Annotated in this window: 22 protein-coding genes and 2 pseudogenes; 20 read left to right on the plus strand and 4 right to left on the minus strand. The window is 30.1% G+C overall.

The genetic code is table 11. From position 1 onward, the window contains the following. Window positions 1-223 precede the first annotated feature (223 nt). Window positions 224-1838, minus strand: a pseudogene (locus GC105_RS13525) (IS1182 family transposase). Window positions 1839-2037: 199 nt separating this feature from the next. Here GC105_RS13525 and ispD point away from each other — a divergent pair. From ispD to GC105_RS13560, 8 genes are all read left to right on the plus strand, one after another. Continuing rightward, window positions 2038-2739 (plus strand): 2-C-methyl-D-erythritol 4-phosphate cytidylyltransferase, encoded by a 702-nt coding sequence (gene ispD, locus GC105_RS13530; RefSeq protein WP_152805794.1) that lies wholly within the window; start codon window positions 2038-2040, stop codon window positions 2737-2739. 156 nt (window positions 2740-2895) lie between these two features. Next, window positions 2896-4239 carry a phosphoglucosamine mutase gene (gene glmM, locus GC105_RS13535; protein ID WP_152805797.1) on the plus strand — a complete coding sequence of 448 codons (1344 nt, stop codon included), beginning with the start codon at window positions 2896-2898 and terminating at the stop codon, window positions 4237-4239. A 481-nt stretch (window positions 4240-4720) separates the two neighbouring features. Then, a complete protein-coding gene (glmS, locus tag GC105_RS13540) occupies window positions 4721-6550 on the plus strand; it encodes a glutamine--fructose-6-phosphate transaminase (isomerizing) (RefSeq protein ID WP_152805799.1) in 1830 nt (609 codons plus the stop codon). 151 nt (window positions 6551-6701) lie between these two features. Beyond that, window positions 6702-7052, plus strand: coding sequence for a PDDEXK family nuclease (locus tag GC105_RS17620; protein ID WP_343030040.1), 351 nt, complete (start codon window positions 6702-6704; stop codon window positions 7050-7052). A gap of 47 nt (window positions 7053-7099) precedes the next feature. Continuing rightward, window positions 7100-7438, plus strand: coding sequence for a TnsA endonuclease C-terminal domain-containing protein (locus GC105_RS17625; RefSeq protein WP_343030041.1), 339 nt, complete (start codon window positions 7100-7102; stop codon window positions 7436-7438). A gap of 227 nt (window positions 7439-7665) precedes the next feature. Continuing rightward, the gene (locus GC105_RS13550; protein ID WP_152805802.1) at window positions 7666-10872 is read left to right on the plus strand and encodes a metallophosphoesterase; all 3207 of its coding nucleotides are present in this window, start codon (window positions 7666-7668) and stop codon (window positions 10870-10872) included. 30 nt (window positions 10873-10902) lie between these two features. Next, window positions 10903-11100: a hypothetical protein gene (locus GC105_RS13555; RefSeq protein ID WP_152805805.1), complete on the plus strand. Its 198-nt coding sequence runs from the start codon at window positions 10903-10905 to the stop codon at window positions 11098-11100. Between the two features lie 756 nt (window positions 11101-11856). Further along, on the plus strand, window positions 11857-12696 hold the full coding sequence (locus GC105_RS13560) for a pentapeptide repeat-containing protein (RefSeq protein WP_152805807.1): 840 nt from the start codon (window positions 11857-11859) through the stop codon (window positions 12694-12696). A gap of 26 nt (window positions 12697-12722) precedes the next feature. On the opposite strand, the gene GC105_RS17730 is transcribed toward GC105_RS13560, so the two are convergent. Then, entirely contained in the window at window positions 12723-13001 is a 279-nt protein-coding gene (locus GC105_RS17730; protein ID WP_425481535.1) for a DUF3888 domain-containing protein, read from the minus strand. Window positions 13002-13159: 158 nt separating this feature from the next. Between GC105_RS17730 and GC105_RS13570 the strand changes: the two genes are divergently transcribed. Next, a complete protein-coding gene (locus GC105_RS13570; RefSeq protein ID WP_152805810.1) occupies window positions 13160-13462 on the plus strand; it encodes a TIGR04104 family putative zinc finger protein in 303 nt (100 codons plus the stop codon). A 53-nt stretch (window positions 13463-13515) separates the two neighbouring features. Continuing rightward, complete coding sequence (locus GC105_RS13575; RefSeq protein WP_152805813.1) at window positions 13516-13812, plus strand: TIGR04104 family putative zinc finger protein; 297 nt, start codon at window positions 13516-13518, stop codon at window positions 13810-13812. A gap of 222 nt (window positions 13813-14034) precedes the next feature. Here GC105_RS13575 and GC105_RS13580 read toward each other — a convergent pair. Next, window positions 14035-14230: pseudogene (locus GC105_RS13580) on the minus strand (helix-turn-helix transcriptional regulator). Further along, window positions 14230-14448, minus strand: coding sequence for a hypothetical protein (locus GC105_RS13585; RefSeq protein WP_152805815.1), 219 nt, complete (start codon window positions 14446-14448; stop codon window positions 14230-14232). Before GC105_RS13585 ends, GC105_RS13580 begins: the two are co-directional and overlap by 1 nt. A gap of 371 nt (window positions 14449-14819) precedes the next feature. Here GC105_RS13585 and GC105_RS13590 point away from each other — a divergent pair, with 371 nt between their 5' ends. From GC105_RS13590 to GC105_RS13635, 10 genes are all read left to right on the plus strand, one after another. Continuing rightward, window positions 14820-15401, plus strand: a complete 582-nt coding sequence (locus tag GC105_RS13590; RefSeq protein WP_246169846.1) for a DUF1361 domain-containing protein — start codon at window positions 14820-14822, stop codon at window positions 15399-15401. 316 nt (window positions 15402-15717) lie between these two features. Continuing rightward, window positions 15718-16203: a GNAT family N-acetyltransferase gene (locus tag GC105_RS13595; protein WP_152805821.1), complete on the plus strand. Its 486-nt coding sequence runs from the start codon at window positions 15718-15720 to the stop codon at window positions 16201-16203. A 387-nt stretch (window positions 16204-16590) separates the two neighbouring features. Then, on the plus strand, window positions 16591-17925 hold the full coding sequence (gene mgtE / locus GC105_RS13600; protein WP_152805824.1) for a magnesium transporter: 1335 nt from the start codon (window positions 16591-16593) through the stop codon (window positions 17923-17925). A 155-nt stretch (window positions 17926-18080) separates the two neighbouring features. Next, window positions 18081-18953 carry a hypothetical protein gene (locus GC105_RS13605; RefSeq protein ID WP_152805828.1) on the plus strand — a complete coding sequence of 291 codons (873 nt, stop codon included), beginning with the start codon at window positions 18081-18083 and terminating at the stop codon, window positions 18951-18953. A gap of 170 nt (window positions 18954-19123) precedes the next feature. Further along, window positions 19124-19318 (plus strand): DUF1858 domain-containing protein, encoded by a 195-nt coding sequence (locus GC105_RS13610; protein ID WP_152805831.1) that lies wholly within the window; start codon window positions 19124-19126, stop codon window positions 19316-19318. 103 nt (window positions 19319-19421) lie between these two features. Further along, a complete protein-coding gene (locus tag GC105_RS13615; RefSeq protein WP_152805834.1) occupies window positions 19422-20048 on the plus strand; it encodes a hypothetical protein in 627 nt (208 codons plus the stop codon). Window positions 20049-20058: 10 nt separating this feature from the next. Further along, window positions 20059-20616, plus strand: a complete 558-nt coding sequence (locus GC105_RS13620; RefSeq protein WP_152805837.1) for a hemerythrin domain-containing protein — start codon at window positions 20059-20061, stop codon at window positions 20614-20616. A gap of 141 nt (window positions 20617-20757) precedes the next feature. Further along, the gene (locus GC105_RS13625; protein WP_152805840.1) at window positions 20758-21147 is read left to right on the plus strand and encodes a bacteriohemerythrin; all 390 of its coding nucleotides are present in this window, start codon (window positions 20758-20760) and stop codon (window positions 21145-21147) included. Between the two features lie 424 nt (window positions 21148-21571). Further along, window positions 21572-22375, plus strand: a complete 804-nt coding sequence (locus GC105_RS13630; protein ID WP_152805843.1) for a class I SAM-dependent methyltransferase — start codon at window positions 21572-21574, stop codon at window positions 22373-22375. A gap of 144 nt (window positions 22376-22519) precedes the next feature. After that, window positions 22520-23710, plus strand: a complete 1191-nt coding sequence (locus GC105_RS13635; protein WP_152805846.1) for an anaerobic nitric oxide reductase flavorubredoxin — start codon at window positions 22520-22522, stop codon at window positions 23708-23710. Window positions 23711-24048: the final 338 nt, after the last annotated feature.

The following is a 24048-nucleotide window of genomic DNA, read 5'->3' on the forward strand; positions in this document are numbered from 1 at the left end:
GTTCATATTTTAAAGATGTTTTCTTGAATTTTTACATATCTAATGAGCCTGATAGAAAGTTATTTTTTTATTCTAGGACACAAAATTATTTACAGTCTCATTTTTATAGCACTTATTAAGTTTTTTATAGTTTAGTCAACTGAACTCCTTAAAATTGACGTATTTTAATAAACCTTTGTGATGAAAGGCTTTTTTTATTATAGAAGATTTTGAAGTCTTAAATTTAGGCGCTTTCTTTTAGTGAAAAGAGATGTGTACCTGTCCGTTCGGATTGAATTTTATTATGGAGCTTATTCACGTTGTATGCTATCGCCAATAGAATACTCTCTGCTAGTACATTCTGTTTTCCTTTGCATAGAAATCTTCGAAAACCCATATTCTGTTTTAATTCACCAAAGGAACCTTCTACTTGTATGCTTCGATTCATTCTGAGTTGACAACCTTCTGTACTGATAACTCTTTCTAGATTTTCTTTTCTTTGCCTATTAAATAATTTTGATGTTTCTAGGTTTTTCGTTCTTTCTTCTAGCGGTGTCTTGCAATTGTTTCCTTTTATGAGAGCAGTTACTGCAATCTTCACAGGTGTAGACGGTTTTCTCACTCTCATATCCTGTTCTGCTTTTTCTTTTTACTTCATTGCTCACCGTAAGTTTTTTGTTGTTTTTGCAGATGTAGTAATCTCCTGCTTCGTTGTAATCCATATTTTCTTTACGGCTGATATCGTTTTTGTATTTTCTTGTTTTTGATATTTCATAGTTCGCTGGTTTTATAAAGGATAATTGTCCTTTTTCTTCAAGGTATCTATAGTTCTCTTCACTTTCATATCCTGCATCTGCACAAATCTTCTTATATTTGAAGTTTAGATGCCTCTCCATGCTTTCTACAAAAGGAATAAGGGTTGTTGTATCTGTTGGTTGAGGTCCAACGGTAAGCCATGCAATATATTCTGAATCCACGCCATGCTGTACGTTATAACCTGCTTTTAGTTGACCATTCCTCATAGCATCTTCTTTCATCCTCATAAATGTAGCATCCTTATCGGTCTTTGAATAGCTATTACGTTGCCCACAATGATGAATTTTTTGTGTATATTCTTTTAACTTGTTGAGATATTCTTCTAGTTTTTCGATAGAACGTTGTAGTGGTGTCTTTCTTTTCCCTTGTCCATGTACGAATTCTATATTTTCTTCTTGTTTCAAGGCATATAGCTTTTTACGTAGTTTTTTTACATGTTTCATTTTTACGTGATTTTGATAGATTAGTTTAATTCCATAAAGTCCTTCACATTCAGCGACGAGCTCGGCTATTTTCTCTAATAGTTTTACCTGATTTTTTGTCACTGCTTTTTTCCATACAAAAGTATATTTGTTAGCACATGCTTCTATTTTTGTACCATCAATAAATATTGCATCACCAGATACTTCACCAATATCATGAAGAAAACCGGACATTTGTGCTAGAATCTTTTCGGCGCAAGGAGCGAAATGAAGACTCCTAAATCTTGCGAAGGTCGTATGATCTGGTACTGGTGAATTTTCAAGAAGAAACATGAAGTTAATATCACGACGGCATGAAGTTTCCATACTACGCGATGAATAACGATGATTCATGTAGGAGTAAATCATAGTTTTTAGCATCTGTCGTGGCGTTGCTTGATTTTCCCGAATACGAGAATAAGTCGAATATAAATCTCTTAAATCCATCTCCTCAACAAATTGACTTAGCAAGCGCACGGAATCATCTACTGGAATGATATGATCAACATCAAACGAAATTTTTAATTGATAAAATTTTTGATTAACGGTATAATTTTTCTGTAGAGTATTTAGTGTTTGCATACTAATATTTTACCGTAAAATCCCTATTTTTCGAAGTAGGGATTTACTTTTTGTACAAAAATAGAGGCTGAGCACTAATTACTTAGTGCAACAGCCCCTTTTTATCGCGAAGACAATGAGCCAAGCGTCTGTCTTGCTTTTTCCAAATTTAAATTATATAATAGTACTCGTTATAAAATAAGGATGGGACGGTGGTATCATGCCAAGACCGTTTGTAAGTTCAATTATCGTTGCTGCAGGTAGTGGTTCGAGAATGCAGGCAGGTGTTAATAAACAGTATCTATACTTAAGTGGCAAGCCTGTATTAGCTCATACGCTCCTTGCTTTTGAAAAATGTGAATTAGTTGACGAGATAATATTAGTAATCGGTAAAAAAGACATAGATATATGTAAAGAAGAAGTTATTAGAAACTATAAGATTAAAAAAGTAAAGTTATTAGTAGAAGGTGGAGATACCAGACAGGATTCAATGTATTCAGGTCTTAAGGAGGTTAATCCTAAAGCTGATATTGTAATTACTCATGATGGTGCGAGGCCTTTAATTCACCAAAATACACTTATAAAATGTATTGAAGGAACACTAGAACACAAAGCTACTATAGTTGCAGTCCCAGTAAAGGATACAATTAAAATAGTAGATGATGAATTAAATGTTAAAAATACACCAAAGCGTTCTACACTTTGGACTGTACAAACACCACAAACATTTGACTACGATCTTCTTATGAAAGCTCATAAACAAGCCGTTGAAGATAACTTTATTGGAACAGATGATGCAATGCTAGTAGAGCGATTAAATCAACCTGTGAAAATTATAAAAGGTCACTACGATAATATTAAGATTACTACACCAGAAGACTTAATTATGGCTGAATCAATAATAAAGATTATACAAACATAATGCTTATTAATAAAAAGGTGATAAGAAATTCTAAAGTAGCGTAGTTATTAAAGATACTAAGATGGATGATGAATATTTTGTAAATAAGTTAGTAGAAATAGAAGAAAGAATCAGTAGAAAAAGCTATAGCTTATGATACTGTACAAGGAGATTAGTATGGGAATATTATTTGGAACTGATGGAGTAAGAGGAATAGCCAATAAAGATTTAACTCCTCAATTAGCCTTTGAACTTGGAAGAGCAGGGGCTTTTGTCTTGTCAAAAGGTAATGTGAAACCAAGTTTCGTAATAGGTAAAGACACTAGACTATCAGGTGACATGCTTGAAGGAGCGTTAATCGCTGGTATTTGCTCTATGGGTGGAGATGTTATAAAGTTAGGGGTAATGCCAACCCCTGCTGTTGCTGTATTAACTAGACATTTTAATGCGGATGCAGGGATAGTTATATCAGCCTCTCACAATCCAGCAGAATTTAATGGAATTAAGTTTTTCAATAGCGAAGGCTTTAAGTTATCTGATGCTATAGAACAAAAGATAGAAGATTTAATTATTGATAAAAACGAATACGAATTGCCTATTGGTGATAAAGTTGGTAGGGTAAAAGAATTTAACAATGCAGACGAGATTTACGTAGATTTTCTACTCAAAAGTATAGATGGTGATTTGACAGGTCTTAAAATAATTTTGGATTGTGCTAACGGAGCTAGTTACAAAATAGCACCGGAAGTTTTTACTAGATTAGGTGCTCAGATTATATATGTAGGAGTTTGTCCAGATGGAATTAATATTAACCATAATTGTGGCTCCACACATTTAGATCTATTACAAGAAATTGTACTAAAAGAAGGTGCAGATTTTGGATTAGCTTTTGATGGAGACGCAGATAGATTACTTGCAGTAGACAATTTAGGTAGAAATGTAGATGGAGACAAAATAATAAATATATTTGCTCATTCAATGAAAACAAAGGGAACTTTAAAGAAAGATACTGTAGTAGCAACAGTTATGAGTAATCTAGGGTTGGATTTAGCATTAAATAAAATAAACTGCAAATGTGTAAAGACAGATGTTGGAGACAGATATGTACTAGAAACAATGATTAGAGACGGTTATAATTTAGGAGGAGAGCAATCTGGTCACATTATTGTTCTAGATTATAATACTACAGGAGATGGTTTACTTACTGCAGTTTTATTAAGTAGCATTGTAAAAAAAGAAAATATAACCCTTAGCCAGTTATCAGATAAAATGAATGTGTATCCTCAAATATTAGTAAATGCAAAAGTCAAAAATGAGAATAAGTATAGTTATAAAGAAGATGAAATTATTAATAATGAAATAGAGAAAATAGAAGAACACTTCCATAATAGAGGTAGAGTATTAATTAGACCTTCAGGAACAGAACCTTTAATTAGAGTAATGATAGAAGGGGAAAATCAAGACGAACTAAAAATATTAGCTCAAAACTTGGCTAATTTAATTGTAGAGAGACTTGTATAGTAGAAAAAAGACGTGAGGGAGAGGGTAGTAATCCCCTCGCCTTTTTTATGAGAATTTATACCAGAAGTATTTAAAAAAAAATAATTGTAAATATTTTGGCTATAGTATAATATAGTATGGTATGGAGGTGAAAAATAAAACTAAATAAATATAGCGCCTGGACTCAAATTTTTGAGTTGACGAGGATGGGGAGTATCGAAATATTCGGCGGATGCCCCAGTCAGTTTAAATTCTCCTAAACTGTTTAAAAGGTAAAACACCATAGGTGACTATGGAAACAAAGCCTTTTTTCAAACAATGTGGTTTTAAACCATGTCTATTGCTACGGAATCAAGTAGAACAATTAATTACAGAATTATTACGTATAAAAGAAGTAAAGTGGGATTAAATTTATCAAGATAAATATTGATATCCCAGTTGTTTTAAGTTATTTTGTACTTAAGGCTTATTAATTAATGTAAAAAAAGGAGAATGAATATTAATGTGTGGTATTGTTGGATATATTGGTAATAAAAAAGCTACAGATGTATTGGTTGATGGTTTAAGCAGATTAGAATATAGAGGTTACGATTCAGCAGGAGTTGCTGTTTTTCGAGAGGGAGATATAATTACCAAGAAGTACAAAGGAAGACTTGCAAACTTAGATGAGGAGATTAAGAATGATCCAATAGAAGGAACTATTGGTATTGGTCATACTAGATGGGCTACTCATGGAGTGCCTTCACATGTAAATTCACATCCTCACGGTAATGCGGATAGCTCTATCGTCATAGTTCATAATGGCATTATAGAGAATTACATGGAATTAAAGGAAGGTTTAATTGAAAAAGGGTATAGGTTTTTGTCGGATACAGACACAGAGGTCATAGCTCATCTTTTAGATAGTTTATATATAGATGACATTGTTAAAACAGTTAAAGATGCTGTGGAATATTTAAAGGGATCTTTTGCCTTAGGTGTTTTATCTAAAAACGAACCAGATAAAATAGTAGCTATACGTAAGGATAGTCCTTTAGTTGTTGGAATTGGAGAAAATGAAAACTTTATAGCATCAGATATTCCAGCTATATTAAATTATACACGAGATGTATACCTGTTAGACGACGATGAAATAGCAATATTAACAAAGGAAAAAGTTACAGTGCTAGATAAATACGGTGAAGAAGCTGGCAAACAGGTGTTTAGAGTCGATTGGGATGCAGCCGATGCTGAAAAAGGTGGGTTTGACCACTTTATGTTAAAAGAGATTTACGAACAACCAAAAGCACTTAGAGATACTATGACTTCAAGACTTTACGAAGATAAGGAAGAAATAATATTAGACAAAATTAAGTTAGGTAAGGCAGAGTTAGATAAGATTAATAGGATATATATAATAGCTTGTGGTACCGCCTATCATGCAGGGTTAGTTGGGAAACATTGTATAGAAAAATATGCGAGAATACCAGTGGAGACAGATATAGCCTCTGAGTTTAGATATAGAAACCCTATAATAGATGAAAGTACATTGTTAATTGTAATTAGTCAATCAGGAGAAACTGCAGATACACTTGCAGCTATGAGACTAGCAAAAAATAAAGGCGCTAGAGTAATGGCTATTACAAATGTAGTAGGAAGCTCTGTATCTAGAGAAGCAGAAGATGTACTATATACATGGGCAGGACCTGAAATAGCAGTAGCTTCTACAAAGGCATATACTACACAACTAGCATGTATGTATATGATCGCTCTACACTTAGGTTTACTTAAAGGCAACATAGATAAAGAGTTCTTCTCTAAAATCAGAGATTCATTAATGAGTAGCATAAATACAGTGCAACAAGTAATAGATAAAGAAGGGATGATTAAAGAATTTGCATACAGAAACTTTAATGTAAGAGATGTATTTTTCTTAGGTAGAGGATTAGACTACTATGTAGGTCTCGAAGGTTCACTAAAAATGAAAGAAATATCTTACATCCATTCAGAAGCATATCCAGCAGGAGAGCTAAAACATGGACCGATAGCATTAATAGAAGAAGGTACCATAGTAATAGCATTGTGTACGCAAGAAGGTCTAACAGAAAAAATGATGAGTAATATTAGAGAAGTTAAAGCTAGAGGCGCGTATATACTGTCTATTGCAAAAGAAGGAAACAAATCCGTCGCTAAAGAGTCAGATGAAATATTCTATATTCCAGATGTAGAAGATGATATTGCAGCAATACCGACAGTAATTTACCTACAACTACTAGCATACTACCTATCAGTAGCAAGAGGTTGTGATGTTGACAAACCAAGGAATTTAGCAAAATCAGTTACAGTAGAGTAATGATGGAACATGGAAATAGTAAATGAGTGGCTTTTAAATAAAGTTGCGATGTTTATAAAAAAGATACGATGTTTTAAATAAAGTCGCGACGTTTATAAAAAAGTTGCGACGCTTTGCCCCTTTAGATATAATTATCTAAAGGGGTGTTTTTATGCCTAAAAGAAAAAGAGTATCTCAAGTTGAAAAGTGGATTAAACAAGGTCGTGGATCGGGTATTGGTACAGAGTATAAACCGTGGCTACAGATTCAAGATGTATCCTCTTTAGGTCGTTCAACTCGTTTAAAAGGAATAAAAACGAGCAGACAACATGAATTTTTATCTGATTTAGAAAGAAATTACTTTTATTTAACTGAATATTCGGACTTTGTTGTTGAAATTAGAGAGCAATTTCCTTTACTACCGTTTGAAGAAACAATTATCATTGCTGATGAGTTGGGTATTAAACATCCTACTGATCCTAAAACTGGTGAATCAATTGTTATGACAACGGATTTTTATTAACGGTTGACAAGGGACAAGGCGTATTTGAAGTAGCTCGTACAATCAAAATGAAGGATGAATTATTAAAGGAGCGAGTACTTGAAAAGTTTGAGATTGAACGTGAGTATTGGCAAAGAAGAGATATTGATTGGGGCATTGTGACAGAGGAAGAGATTCCAAAAACAATGGCACGAAACATTAGCTACATTCATGATTATTATAACATTCAGGATTATGATGTATTTCAGGAAATGAGTGCTCAACATATTGAAGATTTATCATTATCCTTAATGCAGAGGTTACTAAATGACGCACGAAGTATTCGGAATATTACGAATGAATTCGATTTAGACATACATTTGCCTTTCGGTAGTAGTGTACATAATAAAGTTAGCAATTTAAATTAGAAAAACGAAAAAGACAATACTTCTTATATGCCAAGAGGTTTGCTCTAATAGTAAAAGACCGATATCTATTACTTATTTAACATAAAATAATGGTAAATTAAATAGAATTAGAAAACTATGGTATGTGAGAGTTATATATATTATTAATTTTAATCATGTAGAAATGGATAGAAAGCTAAAGGCATATTGCAATATAGTATGTGTTAGAAGGGGGGCTTAGTTATTTAATGAGAATAATACATATGTCTGATTTACATATAGACAAAGAAAGCTGGCACGAATATAAAACATTTATTATGAATAGTTTTATTGATGATTTAAAGAGATATCATATAGAAACTCCTATTGACTGTATAATCATATCTGGTGATATGATTAATATGGGAGGTAAAAAGGATGGTGTAACCAACGCACTTGATTTTTTCATAGAAAATTTCATATTTCCAATAGCTGAAGAACTCAATATAGAGTTTTCAAGATTTTTCTTTGGGTGCGGAAATCATGAGGTAGATAGAAATGTTGTTAAAGACGGAATAGATAATTATCTTAAGATGGAATTAAATTGTATAGACTCAGTTAATAAGTATATTGTAGAAGGATATAAATCTAAATCGGATTTTCCACTTAAAAGAACACAAGATTATTATAAGTTTATGAAAAATTATTATAATAATAGTGATTTTGATTATATTGATATTACACCATTTGAGTCAACTTTTAAAATAAAAGTTGATGGTATACAGTTAGGGATATCATTATTTAATTCAGCTTGGAGATGTTATGAAAATAAAGCTAATAATATAGTAGATGAGAAAAAAATACTACTCGGAGAAATGCAGATTACCAGGTCATATACAAACCTAGAAGGTTGCGATTATAAGATAGCAGTAATGCATCATCCTTACGAATACTTTACTGATTTTGATTATAAAAATTCCAGAGATTTAATAAAAAAGCATTATGATATGCTTTTGCTTGGTCATATTCATGATGGAAATGAATGGATTAATTCTGGAATAGATGGAATGATATACAAATCACTTGCTCCTGCTAATTGGGTACAGAATATACGGACATGCTCTAATCGATATATCAATGGATACTCTATTATCGATTGTGACTTCTTAAACATGAGCATTACTCATTATTTTAGAAAATATTCAAAAAAACGTGAAGAATACTGTCCAGATGTTGATGTTAGTAATAATGATGAGCATGGTATTTTAAAATATAGTATGACTTCAATCTCAAATAAGCAATTGATGCTTTCAACTATAGCAGAATTAAACAGATTAAGAGATGTTCATGATGATAGAGTAAAAGAGCATTTATTATCCTGTACATCTAATGATTCTCTAGCACCTAAAACATTAGAAGATATTTTTGTATCACCTCGAATAATAGACAGTAAAGATAAAGCAAATGAGATAGAAACCAATGTATCACTTGAATCTATTATGGAAGAAGAAAAAAATGTAATTATATATGGACACAGAGAATCTGGCAGAACAGTGTTGCTGGATAAAATAATGTTTAATTATATAAATAATGGAGATAAATATAATAAGTTACCAGTATATATTAATCTTGATAGTATTGATAATACAATAACAGAGCAAGTTATACGTAGTAAGCTAAAGGAGTGCCTTCACAGATCAAATAAAGGAATAAACGAATTATTAGAGAAAAATCAAATAGTTTTATTATTAGATAACTTTGATGTTGAATTAAAACCTCATCAATGTGGTATAATAAATAATTTTATTGGCAAATATACTGATAATATAAAAGTAATTATGACAAGCACTTTATCATCTTCTGGGCAAATACCTTATGCTGAATTTGATAACTACATGTTTATTAAGCAATCGAGATATTTAGAAATGCTTACATTTAAATCAAAACAAATAAGAGAGCTTATGCATAAATGGTTTAATAATAGAAGTGACTATGTGACTGATGATAAATTGCAAAGCTTGCTTAAAATATTTAGGGTATTTAACTTACCCACAAATCCATTAACTTTATCTATGTTTTTATTAATAATGGAAAAAAATCCTTGTTTTGAGCCTATAAATAATGCTACTTTACTAGAAAGCTTTATTGAAAGGTTACTAGAAAGTCCTACAGATTATTTTAGAAATTCCTTTGACAGATATAATAAGAAAAATGCATTAAGGTTGATAGCTTATCATATGTATAAAGAGGATAGAGATAATTATAATTTGCCTTATAGTGAACTATTACATTTCATAGAAAATGAAATTAAAATATGGTCATTTAAAGCGTCAGATATTTTGAATTATTTTTTGGATATAGGTATATTTTATAAATATACGATTGTAACAAATTCAACTAGCCTAGAAGTTGTAACTTTTAGATTTGACTGCGTATTTAAGTTTTTTCTTACATTGCATATGGAAACAGATAAAAGTTTCTTTGAAAAAATCATAAGTGAAGATAATTACTTAAAATTTATAGATGAATTAGATTATTATACTGCAAGAAATAGAGAGAATATCAATTTATTAAATTTGATAGTAGAAAGATTAAAGGGTAGTTATGGAGAATATATAGATCGGTTTGAGAAAAATGGTAATGGATTCGATTCTTATTTTGGGCTAACTCAATCTTTTGTACAAACTTTAAATGATGATGAAATGAATCATATTAGTACAAAAACTAAGAAAAGCAAAGAAGAAGTTGATCGTTTAAATGATATAAAGTTTATTAAAGATGAAATTGCTGTCACTATAGATGCTAAAACAGAATTACCTACTTTAGCTCAGTTGGAGCGCTTATGGATATTAAGTGCCAGAGTTTTACGTAATATTGAATATGCTGAACATGATATAGCATTTGATGCTTATACTTATATACTAAAATCGGCAATAACATTTTGCATTATGTATTGTATAGTTAATCTTTTAAGTATTAACGAAGAATATGGAAATGAAGAAAATAAAGAATATGATGACGATACTAAATTATCTATACTTATGTCTTTGCATTTTATACCATTATCGTGTGAAATGATGTTATTAGATTTTATGGGAAGTAAAAAGTTAATTGAAATTTTAGATAGTAAAATTAAGAGTGATATAGATGATTTGACAGTATCAGATTTTGAGTGTTATTTATCTGTATTTTTATATACTGATTTAGAAGGAGCGAAATCCTATGAATATCTAAAAAAATATTTAACTAAAATTAGCAAGTATTATATACAAGATTCATCGTTCCTTAAGTTATCTACCTTTTTCCATGAATCAGAAGATAATTCTGCCAGAGAAAAACAATATCTAAAATTATTATTAGATATATACAAACAAAGTAAATTGAAATATAGTAGAACACCTAGTAAGTATCAAATGAATAAAATGCTTAGTTCTGAAAAAAATAGACTGATAAATTTAAAAAGAAGACAGAGTTAATTGAGTAAATATTAAGGAGGAGGTGTCTTTATGTCAGATGTTTTAATAGATTTAATTAAGGAATTTGCAGGAAATATAGACTCATTAGAATCAACAGAAATGTTTAGGTGTATCAATAAAACTTGTAATATGAGAGATGATATAGCTTTAGAATTAACAAATGTTATTAGTTTAGATAAGGTTAGACTATTAAAAAAGAATCATGATGCTGATATAAAACAAGAATAGATAATAAAAAAATGAGGATATTATGTCTTAAACATAAAACCGCCATAGTTTTTCTATGTATTTTGATCAAACTTTTTTCAAATAGATACATTAATGATATACAGAAGATCAGTACTTTCAGTAATTATTTTAATCAATCTTTTTTATAAACCTACAAAATGTGTTGAATCTGTCGAATCATAATAAAGACTGGTGAATAAGAATAAAGATTGATAAAAAATAATAAAGATTAGTGAAAGCCCAGAGGGTATTTGCAGGGAAAGGTGCTGCGAGTAGTCGCTGGGCTTTTTATTTTCACTACTTCCGAAGTACAGAGGAAACATCTCTTTCCAAAACCACTCCAGAATAGACCCCTAAAATTCCAGTAGCAAAACCACTATTTAAGAGAATACTTAAAAATAGAAGCCGAGGTTATAAGTGGTAGAAGTTATTGGTTTATGACATCAAGTGAGGTTTTAAAATTCAATTAAAAAAATATAGACTAGAGTGAGTGCAATCACTTATTAGTTTTGATTTGTACTTATCTCTTTTGAATATAGGTATAACAGTATTACAAAATATTAATTATGTGGCACTAATTTCTACTTATTGGTAAAATAATGTTAACACAAAGCAGAATTTGCATTAATTCCATTTGAAGAAACTAGTTTTATGTATTGAGCTCTAAAGTACTAAATGAGAAAATGCCATTGCAGAAGTCTATTTCATTAAACAGATTAAAAAACTTTTGAAAGTAATTGATGTTAGGAGTGTAATATGAAAAGTAGAAATATTTATATAGATGATATAAGTGTTTTTAAAGATTTAAAAATTGATTGTGGAAATTGCTTCAGCTTTTGTTGTGTAGCACTTTATTTTTCAAAAGTCGATGGATTTCCAAAAGATAAGAGTTCAGGAGAACCTTGTGTTAATTTAAATTCAGATTTTACTTGCAAAGCACATAAGGATTTAAGAAAAAAGGGACTTAAAGGTTGTACATCATATGATTGTTTTGGTGCTGGACAAAAAGTAGCTAAAATAACTTATAATGGCATTAACTGGTCTAAATCTCCTGAGTTAGCAGGAGAGATGTTTAATGTTTTCTTGCTAATGACACAACTTCATGAAATGTTATGGTATCTTAGTATGGTATATAGTCTTGAAAAAGAAGAGACGCTTAGGAATATAGCTAATATTATAATTCAAGAAACTATTGAAATTACATTATTAAAGCCAGAAGCTTTATTAAAGTTAAATATAGATATGCATAGAGAAAAGGTAAAGGAAGTATTAACAAAAGCAAGTGAAAAAATAAGAAGTAAATTTGTTAGTAAAAACAATCAAACATTAAGTAAAAATTATATTGGTAAAAATTTAAAGAGTGTAAATTTAAGAGGAACAGATTTAAGTGGTGCTTTACTTTTAGTTACAGATTTGAGTAATAATGATTTGAGTGGAGTAAATTTAATCGGCACTGATATGAGAGATACAAATATTAAGGCAACAAATTTACAAAATAGCTTATTTATTACTCAACAACAAGTAAATAATGCTAATGGTGATTCAAACACGAAATTACCTGCTTCATTAACGATACCTAAATATTGGAGCAAATAATTATATTAAATTATTCTTATATTACGTCATGATAGTAGTGTCTGTAATAGGGTTGCAAACTGCTGGCTGTAATATATGTTATAAAAACAATTGTATTTATAAGGTTTATGGTTGAAATCAACTACTCTAGTACCACTCATAGCCTGTACGATAGTAAGAGTCTCTAAACCGTAAGGTGGATTATGAGGCCCTTCAAAAGTCATAAGTTGTACAGTGGTCTTAAAATAATAACTACCATCTTCTAATCTTTCGATATTTATTATTTTTGCATCAAACGAAACATATACAAAATATTGTACTATAATTTACCATAAAATTGGTTGTTAATATCTATTATAAAGGGGTTTATAAAATACATGTAAGAAAATGTCAAGTTAATGTAAAAAAATATCATATATACATAATATGGATAGTGCATTATAATAATTATTTGGTTTAAAATTTATAAAAAGGAGGACTTATTTTGTTTAATCGAAAATGTATTGAATGCAATAATGATATTACATGGGGTGCTATGATTAAATCATATTTTATTTTTAATAAGCCTATCAAATGTACAGATTGTAAATCTTTATTACACATAAATAGAGGTTCTAAATTTTTGATGCTTTTTCTTTTAATTGTAATTCCAGGGCTATATAGGATTGTTTTTAATAATTTTACATTAGAAAAGAGTATTTTTGTTTTGCTTATATGGTATATTATTATATTATTAATTTTTCCATTGTTTTCAAAGTTTCATATTGAAGATGGATTTCCTAAATAAATATTTTATTTTCATTGCCAAATATATTAGAAAATAAATAGGGGGTAGTAATTGTGTCTAATTGGAAATGTATAAAATGCAGTAGTGATATTAAATACGGAGCTATTCTTAAATCATATATTTTTACAAATACTAAGCCTATCAAATGTAATGAATGTAAGTCTTTGTTGTATGCAAATAAAGGTTCGCGTTTATGGCTGATATTAGCAATTGCACTACCAATGGGGTTTTTAGATTTTTTAAATAGTTTTCCACTAATCCAAAGATTAAGTATCTGGATAATATGGCTTGCTTTAGTAGTGCTTACTTATCCATTAGTAGTTAAATTTCGTATAGATAAAGAATTGTAATACACTACATATTAAGCAATTCAATAAGGTTGACGAGAAATTATAAAAATGAAAATTTTACCTGATGCTGTAGCTAAAGATGGGAATTATGAGTTAATGATAGACTTTAATGAAATTGAATGCTTTAGCTTAGATGTTTTCATAGTGAATTAATTATAAGGATATTATTAAGGTTGATATAATGCAGAAAAAGAAGAGATATAGTACTATATGCACTTTAAACTATTCATTTAACTGGAAAATTTGATCAATAGGAGTATTTAATAATCTGACAAGTTTCATTGCTAATTCAAGAGTAGGATTGTACTTATCGTTCTCAACGGCTATAATGGTTTGTCTTGTTACACCGAGTTGGATGTGCAACATCTTCATGGCGTAATCCTAATTCCTTACGTAATGTTTTTATATTATTTTTCATCACATTACAGACAGTTTGTTCGTCATATAAAGTTTGCTCCCAAAGAAGATAATGTTTTGAATGCAAACAATCGAAAATAGAATAAATGGTAACTTTCCACTGTTTATAAAATCTACTGCAAGCCATATAATTAAGGCTATATTCACAAATGTTGACGACAACCTCATAGACTTGAAGTTAATTGAAATTTCCATTTCATCTGCTTTTTTAAACTTCATTGAAATATCCTCCTCATTCAGATGTAAAAACATATTTACTTATGTTATGCTAGATTAAATATAATGTCTATAACTCTTAACATTATATTTAAGGGAAGTGTAAAAAGTCATATTAAATCAACTATTCTAGTGCCACATATATCTTGTGCTATAGTAATAGCCTTTAAATCACTATTATCATTAAAATATTTAATACTATAGGTAAAAGATATATTAAGATCCTTAAGGTAGAAATAAATACAAAGAAAAGAGTGATTTGTTATATGAGTCTATTTGCAATAAAAAAATACAAAGGTATATTACTTTTTATGCTTATGTACTGGGCAATATGTTTTATAATGCTGATTAAAAGCTACAACTTTTTATATGCTATGTTGGCTTGGAATATTTTTCTGGCTACTTTGCCTTTGATATTTATTAATTATTCACTGTTACAGAGTAAAATGAATAAGAAGGTATGGGCATTTATTTTTGGAGTACTATGGCTTATATTTTTCCCTAATTCAGTTTATATGATAACTGATTTTATCCATATATCAAATGATAACTTAATCCTTTATCAAGAAGTAGCTCCCTATTCTATTGACAATGGAATTATCTATAGTAATGAAATAATGCATTGGGTTAAATTATTAGTTATCGGAATAGGAGTTATGTATGGATTGCTGATTGGCTTAGAATCACTTAATATCTTTTATCGTTCACTAAATGAAAGAATACCGAAACTAATAAGTTGTTTAATTGTTGCAGGAGTGTCATTAGTTAGTGGATTTGCGGTCTATATTGGTAGATTTTTAAGATTTAATAGTTGGGATTTATTTATGCCATTGCATCTGGTAAGAGCGGTAATGGCTAATGTTAATATATTTGCAGTAGAGTTTACTCTTGGCTTTGCTGGATTTATACTTATTATATTTCTGTTATACGTTTTGTTTCGAAATGATATGGGGTAATCTCATAAAATGATAAAATATTGTATTGCTGAAAGCTACCTATGTGTGCTATCTGGGTCGCTGTAGGCAGGACCTCTACTGTTTTTCGCGCATTACAGATACTAAGACTCCCCAACCCTGACAGAACCGATTTAATTGCTCATGCCTTTCAGGCTAGAAAAATTGGGTATCAATGCCATTTCAAGATTAAGATAGTAAAGATAATAAGTGGAAGATTAAGTGCCTGTGAAATCATGATTAGTTTACCTAATATTCAGCAAGGATTAAGAAAATCGCTACTGAATTAAGTCACTTTATAGCGAAGGAGTAAAACAAGATGGAAATAGACATACGAAAATATCAAGACACTGATTTAACTCAAATGTTAATAATTTGGAATAATATTATTGAAAATGCTGATGCTTTTCCTCAAATGGATATTTTAAATGAAAAAGAAGCAAAAAGTTTTTTTAAGGATCAAACATATACAGGTATAGCGGTGTTAGATAATCAAGTGGTTGGATTGTATATTTTGCATCCTAATAATATAGGTAGATGCGGACATATTGCAAATGCGTCTTATGGTGTACATGAGAAATATAGGGGGTTTGGCATAGGAGAAAAGTTAGTTCGTCATTCAATGAAAATTGGAAAGATATGTGGATTTTCTTTGTTACAGTTTAACGCTGTAGTTAGCTCAAATACATCTGCTATTTACCTTTATGACAAAATAGGATTTCATAGAGTAGGCACTATTCCTAATGGATTCCTCCTTGGTAATGAAAAGTTCGAAGAAATAATAATATATTATATTGAATTATAGAGGCAACATATTTTAAAAGTAATAACTTTCACTACTTGAATATAAATTACATAAATATAAACCTAGAACAAATAATAAGTTCAAATATCTAGACAAGTGTGTGATTATGTTTTGAGTTATATTTATGGGTATACATATAAAGTAATCATATATGATAAAAGTGTACATTAATTCGATTAACATGTGCTATAATGTAACGAGTTTATAATCATAATTAAAAAGCATGTATTACTATGAAGTAAAAACAAATATGAAAGTTGGTGGTAGTTTATGGACTCTGGACCCATATGTGGAGAAGATAGTAGTTTGAAAACAAAATATCAAATTGAGAGCCATGACTATCATTTTTCAAAAGGTATAAGTGGCTCTTAAAAAGGAGGGCTAATCATGACAGACCAAATTATGAATTTAATTGAGGAAGGCAAATTTTCTCAAGCCAGAAACGAAATTATTGAAATGAATGTAGTAGATATTGCCCATTTTTTAGAACAATTAGAAGAAGAAAAATTATTGGTAATGTTTAGATTGTTACCTAAAGAAATAGCAGCTGATGTATTTTCGTATATTTCTAGTGAACTTCAACAATATATTATCGAAGTTATTGCCGATAAGGAAATTAAAAGTATTATCGATAAGCTTTTTCTCGATGATACTGTAGATATTTTAGAAGAAATGCCAGCAAATGTAGTTAAGAAAATATTAAAAAATACTAGTCAAGATAGAAGAGAATTGATCAACCAGTTTCTTAATTACCCAGAAAATTCAGCTGGCAGTATCATGACAATTGAATACGTAGATTTAAAAAAAGAAATGAATGTTAAAGAGGCTATCGATCATATAAAGAAAATAGGTGTAGATAAAGAAACGATAAACACTTGTTATGTAATGAATAAGAATAGAAGATTAGAAGGGATTATATCATTAAGAAAACTAATTTTAAGTGATGAAGAAACTCTTATAGAGGATATAATGAACACTAATATTATTTCAATTCAAACTTACGCAGATCAAGAAGATATAGCTGCACTCTTTAAAAAGTATGATTTATTGACAATGACCGTTGTCGATAATGAAAATAGATTAGTAGGAATTATTACCATTGACGATGTAGTAGATATTATTGAACAAGAAAATACTGAGGATTTTCAAAAAATGGCAGCTATGCAACCATCAGATGAAGAATATTTAAAGACATCTGTATTTAACTTGGCGAAACATAGAGTGTTATGGTTATTAGTTCTTATGATTTCAGCAACTTTTACAGGTAATATTATAAGAAGATACGAGGACGCATTATTATCTGTGGTAGTTTTAGCTTCATTTATTCCAATGTTAATGGATACTGGAGGAAATTCTGGTTCTCAATCTGCCACACTAGTGATTAGAGGTATTGCATTAGAAGAGATAAAGTTAAAAGATATCTTGAAAGTTCTATGGAAAGAACTTCGCGTAAGTATTATGGTAGGTTCAACGCTAGCAATAGTGAATTTTATACGAATATATTACTTTGAAAAAGTAGATTTAAATGTAACTATAGCAGTATGTGTTAGTTTATTGATAACAGTAGTAGTTGCTAAAATTGTGGGTGGTGGATTACCAATTATCGCAAAAAAACTTAAATTAGATCCTGCGGTAATGGCAGCACCACTTATTACGACAATTGTCGATGCTGTAGCTTTAATATCCTACTTTTCAATAGCTTCTCGTTTACTAGGACTTTAACATAATAAATTTAATTAGTGAGAGTAAATACTCTCGCTTTTTTTGTGTAAAAAAGTTCATTAGTACTATAAATGTATAAGATGCTAAATTTTAAAAATATAAAAGTATAAGGTTTAGCTTTACAATAAATACTATCAATAAGGTAGGTGATTTATGTGAAGAGATTATATATATATTTATTTATTATAGTATTATTATTTACGACAATAACGATGGGATGTAATCGTAAGGAAGAAGAAAAGAAGGCTGAAAACGAAAAGCCACCTTCTACCATGAAGGAATTTCAAAAATTAACTGATCAAGTTGTAGAAAGTACAATGGAAAAAAAATGGGCTGATAGTTTGACTAAAACCAAAGAAATACAGTCGAAATGGAATGAATTATACCCAGATTTACAGAAAAAAGGTATTTCAAAAGATAATGTAGACAGCTTCGTAAAAGACTTAAATGTTCTATCTGATGCTCTTATAGCAAAAACTCTAGAACTTCCAGCAGTAGAAATACAAGAAGAAAGCAAACCTCCAGTTGATGAGCAACAGAGTGGTGAAGAGGAAAGCCAACAAACTAGTGCTCAACAATCAAGTGATGAAAACGAAAAAAAAGAACAAGATCCTGAGAAGGCATTACTAGAAGTTGACCCTATGCTTGGAATTACCCAACAGGAACTTGTTGTAGTGGATGCATCTGTAGAACTATTAAAGCATATACCAAATTTTATATTGTTATTTGATGCACCTGTCCCAGCTCCTGTGTATCAATTAAAATATTTAGTGTATAATACCAATCTTACTTCAAAAAAAGGTAACTGGAATGAAACTGATAAAACTATGAAAGAGATTAATGAGACATGGAGTACTGTAGAGACGAAGGCTTTAGAGGCTAATGAAGATGCGAAAACTCAAATAGATCAGAGCATAAAAGAACTCGAGATTGTAATAAAACAAAGAAATGAAAGACTAGTTGGATTAAAAAGCAATGTTACTATAGAAGTTATTGAAAAACTAATTGAAGCTTTTGAAAAAGAGTAAAAGTATAGTAGTGGATAAAAGAAGAAGTTTAATATTCAGTAGAGGATGAAGAAAACCCCTACTGAATAAAGTTTCACTTTATTATTTGCTTATTGTAACATTGGTTACATAAGTAATGTCATAAAGAGAGTATACTAAGTTTATAAAATAAAAACTGTGGAGGTAATAGTATGAAAATAGAGAGAAATATGACAATAGGTGAAGTAGTAAGAAAATATCCAAATTTAATACCAGTGCTTGGGAGTTTTGGTATGGGCTGTGTAGGATGCCCTTCAGCACAATCAGAAACATTAGAAGAAGCAGCTAGTGTTCATGGAATAGATGTAGATGAATTGATGAAGGCGTTAAATAATGAGGTGCAATAAAGTGAAAGTATTAGTGCCTGTTAATGCGGGATAAATCATAGATTGTGAAGTAATATCATAGCATTATATTTAATGTTAAATTCAATTGTGATAGGAGAATAGTATGAGTTTAAATTTAGGTAAAATACATTATTGGTTATACGATAAAATTCTATGGTTCGAGTCTTTAGAGAGCGAGATTATAAATAAAGCTATGGAGGATAAACTGCCAGTTCAAGAATGGTTAAAATATATGGATGTAAATTTTGGTGAACCTACTGGAGGTGAAGCCTTAGAAGCTATTATTGACACATCTAATATACATGGTTGGCTTCAAGAAAGAATTGCTGTAGTTGAGGCAAGGCAGTCCTATTTAATAACAAAAATTTTAGAGAATAATGCTGATTATAAAACAAAAATTAAAGATATATTTATAGCGCAAGGAAAACAAACAGCTTTAGAATATAATGAAGAGTATCTTACTGCAGAAGATGTGTATAATACTATAAACGATTACATTTTAGAAGGTATGCCTTGTGATAGAGTTAATGAAGTGCTAGAATCCAGTGGTGATAAAATTATATGGAAAAGAACTACTTGTTTACACGAAAAGTATTGGAAAAGTGTGGGTGGAGATATAGCAGTCTTTTATGAGTTGAGGGATGCCTGGATAAAATCTTTTGTCAATAATTTGAGAGGCAAATTCAAATATGAAAAAGTATCACAAGACACACAAATGATATGTGGATGAGAGGTGGATTATGAATAATAGTATAGAGTTAATGGTAGATGAACATAAGTATATTAAGAGAATGCTAGTAGTAGTTAGAAAGAACTGTTTTAAAGTATTGAAGGGAGAAGACGTCGACTATAACGATTTTTTTCTTATGATAGATTTTGTGAGAAACTACGCCGATAAGCATCATCATGGTAAAGAAGAAGAATTGCTTTTTAATAGGATGATGAATGAACAAGGACCTACTGCTGAAAAATTAGTAAGGCATGGTATGTTAGTAGAACACGATTTAGGACGCCTAAATATGCAAGAATTAGAAATTGCATTAAAGAATGTAATGGAAGGTGACGAAGAAGCTAAACTAGATGTTATTGCCAATGCAATATCGTACACACATTTGCTATATAGACATATAGATAAAGAAGATAATGTAGTATATAAGTATGCTGAAAATGGACTTTCCTCAGACACTTTAGAAGAAATCAATAGGCAATGTATTGATTTTGAAGAAGAAGCAAGAAAGAACAATGTACAAGAGAAGTACATTACATTATTAGAGGATTTAGAAGCAAAGTTATTATAAAAAAAGAACTGTTCTTCATTGAGAGGAATAGTTTTTTTTAGGTTGTTTAAATTTTTAGGTGCAGCTGGAAACTTAATTATTTCTTGTTTTTTTCGACAGAGTTTGATAAATTAAGAGTAATTAAAATAAGGAGATGGTTGTATGATAAAATGGAGCGACGATTATTTAGTTGGAGTAGAAGTTATAGATCAACAGCATAAGGAGTTATTTCGCATAGCAGGTGACGCGTATGACCTATTAAAAAATGAATTTGTCACTGACAAATACGATAAAATCGTAGACCTTATTGGAGAGCTAAAAGATTATTCCGTATTTCACTTTAAGACTGAGGAAGCACATATGATAGATATTGGATATAAAAAGTATTTATCTCATAAGTCGCTACATAATGATTTTATTGAAACTGTTAATAAGATTGATTTGGAAAAAGTAGATGAACAACAAGATGAATACATACTATCAATTATAGAATTTGCAGTAGATTGGATTGTAAAACATATTTACGAAAATGATAAACTTATTGTGATGTAAATAAAAACTGAAATCAAATTCATAATATATATAAAGGGCAGAAATGTCCTTTATATATATTATGGCGAAGTAATAAGCCAAATCACTCCTTACAGACATTTGGCGTCTACCGCGTAAAACTCGCAAAGCGTGTTTATTGTGTTTCTCTAGAACATCCCCGAGTACACACTATTAGCTAACAAAATATTAGGTATTTATCATAGATAGTATTCAACAAAATAAATATTGTACTGATATTACTTAGTCAAGGTAAATTTCTACGATTCAATTCATAAAATTGATTTCAATGATAATTAATGGGCATATATGTATATATATAGATAATAATTAGGATAATAAGTACTATTGTTATTAAAACTTATGTTTAGTTTTAGAATACCCTATCAATTAATAAAAAGTCGGAAGATATAAAGGTGTGTTTTTATTGAGCTTAGAACGATTTATAGATGAGTGGGAGGCATCAAAAAAAGATTCTGAATTATCACAAATCAAAGATTATTGGGAAGTAAGGGCAGATGAGTTTAATGATCATGACAAATCTAATTACGATGATATTATTCCTTTATTTGAGGAAAGAGGTATTGTTAAATCAAACTACGATATATTAGATATAGGTTGTGGTCCGGGAAAACTATCTATAAATATAGCGAAAAAAGTACGTTCAATTACAGGCATTGATATCTCAGAGAAGATGGTTAAACATGCAGAAGAAAATGCTGAATATGTAAATTTAAAAAACACAAGTTTTAAGGTAGCGTCATGGCAAGAAATTAATTTACGAGAAGAAAGCTTTCATAAAAAATTTGATGTAGTTATAGCCTCTATGACTCCAGGAATTAATAGCTATGATACTCTAAGCAAAATGTTGGATGCTAGCAAGAATCATTGCTTTTTAAGTTCATATGTATATCGTAAAGACCTCAGAAATGAAATTGAAGACCATTTAGCTGAAAAGAGTAAAGAAAGTCAAAAAAATAAAATTTATTACGTATTCAATATTTTATGGGAATTAGGTTATTTTCCTGAATTATTATATAAAGACGTAGATGTTACTAATGTTTATACTTATGAAAAAGCTGTTGAAATTTACATTACAGAGTTTTTAGCTGAAGGGTATAAGAAGAAAAAAATAGAAGAATTTCTATTATCAAAGACAAATGATGAGGGGATGGTAGTTCAAAAATATAGTGCCAAGGTTGCTTGGATGCTTTGGAATTGTAAAAAATAGTGTAAAATTTTATTGTGTATTTTTAATAGTTAAACTATCACCAATTATTTACGGAATGTTAGATACTAATTATATATTTAATTGTTGAAAAACATGAAATATGTTAATATTGTATCAGGGTTTCGAAGAAGAAGGAGTGTTAAAATGGATTATAAAATTACTGACAAGGTAACTTGGGTTGGAAAGATTGATTGGGAACTAAGAAAGTTTCACGGTGATGAATATTCTACAAAGAGAGGTACATCTTACAATTCGTACCTTATAAAAGATAAGAAAAATGTATTGATTGACACGGCATGGTTGCCTTACGATAAAGAATTTGTGAGTAACTTAAAAAAAGAAATTGATTTAAAAGAGATAGACTACATTGTTATGAATCATAATGAAGTGGATCATAGTGGAGCTTTAATTGAATTGATGCGAGAAATACCCAACACGCCTATATATTGTACTGCAAACGGCGCAAAAGTTTTAAAAGGGCTTTATCATGAGGATTGGAATTTTGTAACAGTTAAGACAGGAGATACTCTAGATATCGGAGATAGCAAGTTGGTATTTATTGAAGCTAGGATGCTACATTGGCCTGATACTATGTTTACTTATATGACTGGAGATAATATTCTGTTTAGTAATGATGGCTTTGGTCAACATTTTGCAACGGAAAATCTTTACAATAATACTGTAGACCAAGCTGAATTATATCAAGAGGCATTAAAATATTATACAAATATTTTAACTCCATTTAGTGTACTTGTTAAAAAGAAAATTGAAGAGATATTGAGTTTTAACTATCCGTTAGACATGATTTGTCCTAGCCATGGAGTAATATGGCGTGATAATCCAGTTCAGATTGTTGAAAAATACCTAGAGTGGGCAGATAATTATCAGGAAAACCAAATTACTTTAGTATACGATACTATGTGGAATGGAACAAGAAGAATGGCTGAAACAATAGCTAAAGGGATTAAAAGTGTAGATGACGAGGTTACTGTTAAACTTTTAAATTGTGCTAAAACTGATAAAAATGATATTATGGTAGAAGTTTTTAAATCTAAGGCAATTTTAATAGGATCATCTACAATAAATAAAGGGATTCTGTTTTCAGTAGCTGGCAATATTGAAATGATAAAAGGTTTAGGGTTTAAGAATAAAAAAGCAGCTGGATTTGGTGCTTATGGTTGGAGTGGAGAATCTGTTAAAATTATTACTGAAGAAATAGAAAAGTGTGGTTTGAAACTAGTAGACGAAGGTATAAGAGAATTATGGAATCCAGATAAAGATGCATTAGAAAGATGTTTTGAATATGGAAAAGAATTTGTAGAAAAAATAAAGTGAAACTTTATATCAGTGGGAGTTTTAGAGACTGTTAATGCGGGATAAGAAACTTGAGTTTTGCAGCAAAGTATCATATCAATTAGATGATACTTTGTTTTTTTAGATACAAAATTTAGACTGACTCACTATAATCCAAAAATAATTTATATCATATATTTGAGTGATCGTTTATAGTGTTTACTTTATCCTCCCGCAGATTGCTTCGACCGCTTTGCGGTCTCAGTCGTTGGCACTTGCTCATAGAATTCATTTCCTTTTCTCGTGCAAGCTCGGAAAATGACTTGAATTCTGCGAGCCAATCTGCTGGTTCGGATATTATATCCCCAAATGGGCATAAA

The organism is Alkalibaculum sporogenes, assembly GCF_009362815.1.
Classification (GTDB): Bacteria; Bacillota; Clostridia; order Eubacteriales; family Alkalibacteraceae; genus Alkalibaculum_A; species Alkalibaculum_A sporogenes.

Coding starts and splice junctions, on each gene's coding strand:
- ispD (WP_152805794.1), top strand. CDS start 2,038: ATGCCAAGACCGTTTGTAAGTTCAATTATCGTTGCTGCAGGTAGTGGT.
- glmM (WP_152805797.1), top strand. CDS start 2,896: ATGGGAATATTATTTGGAACTGATGGAGTAAGAGGAATAGCCAATAAA.
- glmS (WP_152805799.1), top strand. CDS start 4,721: ATGTGTGGTATTGTTGGATATATTGGTAATAAAAAAGCTACAGATGTA.
- GC105_RS17620 (WP_343030040.1), top strand. CDS start 6,702: ATGCCTAAAAGAAAAAGAGTATCTCAAGTTGAAAAGTGGATTAAACAA.
- GC105_RS17625 (WP_343030041.1), top strand. CDS start 7,100: ATGAAGGATGAATTATTAAAGGAGCGAGTACTTGAAAAGTTTGAGATT.
- GC105_RS13550 (WP_152805802.1), top strand. CDS start 7,666: ATGAGAATAATACATATGTCTGATTTACATATAGACAAAGAAAGCTGG.
- GC105_RS13555 (WP_152805805.1), top strand. CDS start 10,903: ATGTCAGATGTTTTAATAGATTTAATTAAGGAATTTGCAGGAAATATA.
- GC105_RS13560 (WP_152805807.1), top strand. CDS start 11,857: ATGAAAAGTAGAAATATTTATATAGATGATATAAGTGTTTTTAAAGAT.
- GC105_RS13585 (WP_152805815.1), bottom strand. CDS start 14,448: ATGAAGTTTAAAAAAGCAGATGAAATGGAAATTTCAATTAACTTCAAG.
- GC105_RS13590 (WP_246169846.1), top strand. CDS start 14,820: ATGTTGGCTTGGAATATTTTTCTGGCTACTTTGCCTTTGATATTTATT.
- GC105_RS13595 (WP_152805821.1), top strand. CDS start 15,718: ATGGAAATAGACATACGAAAATATCAAGACACTGATTTAACTCAAATG.
- mgtE (WP_152805824.1), top strand. CDS start 16,591: ATGACAGACCAAATTATGAATTTAATTGAGGAAGGCAAATTTTCTCAA.
- GC105_RS13610 (WP_152805831.1), top strand. CDS start 19,124: ATGAAAATAGAGAGAAATATGACAATAGGTGAAGTAGTAAGAAAATAT.
- GC105_RS13615 (WP_152805834.1), top strand. CDS start 19,422: ATGAGTTTAAATTTAGGTAAAATACATTATTGGTTATACGATAAAATT.
- GC105_RS13620 (WP_152805837.1), top strand. CDS start 20,059: ATGAATAATAGTATAGAGTTAATGGTAGATGAACATAAGTATATTAAG.
- GC105_RS13625 (WP_152805840.1), top strand. CDS start 20,758: ATGATAAAATGGAGCGACGATTATTTAGTTGGAGTAGAAGTTATAGAT.
- GC105_RS13635 (WP_152805846.1), top strand. CDS start 22,520: ATGGATTATAAAATTACTGACAAGGTAACTTGGGTTGGAAAGATTGAT.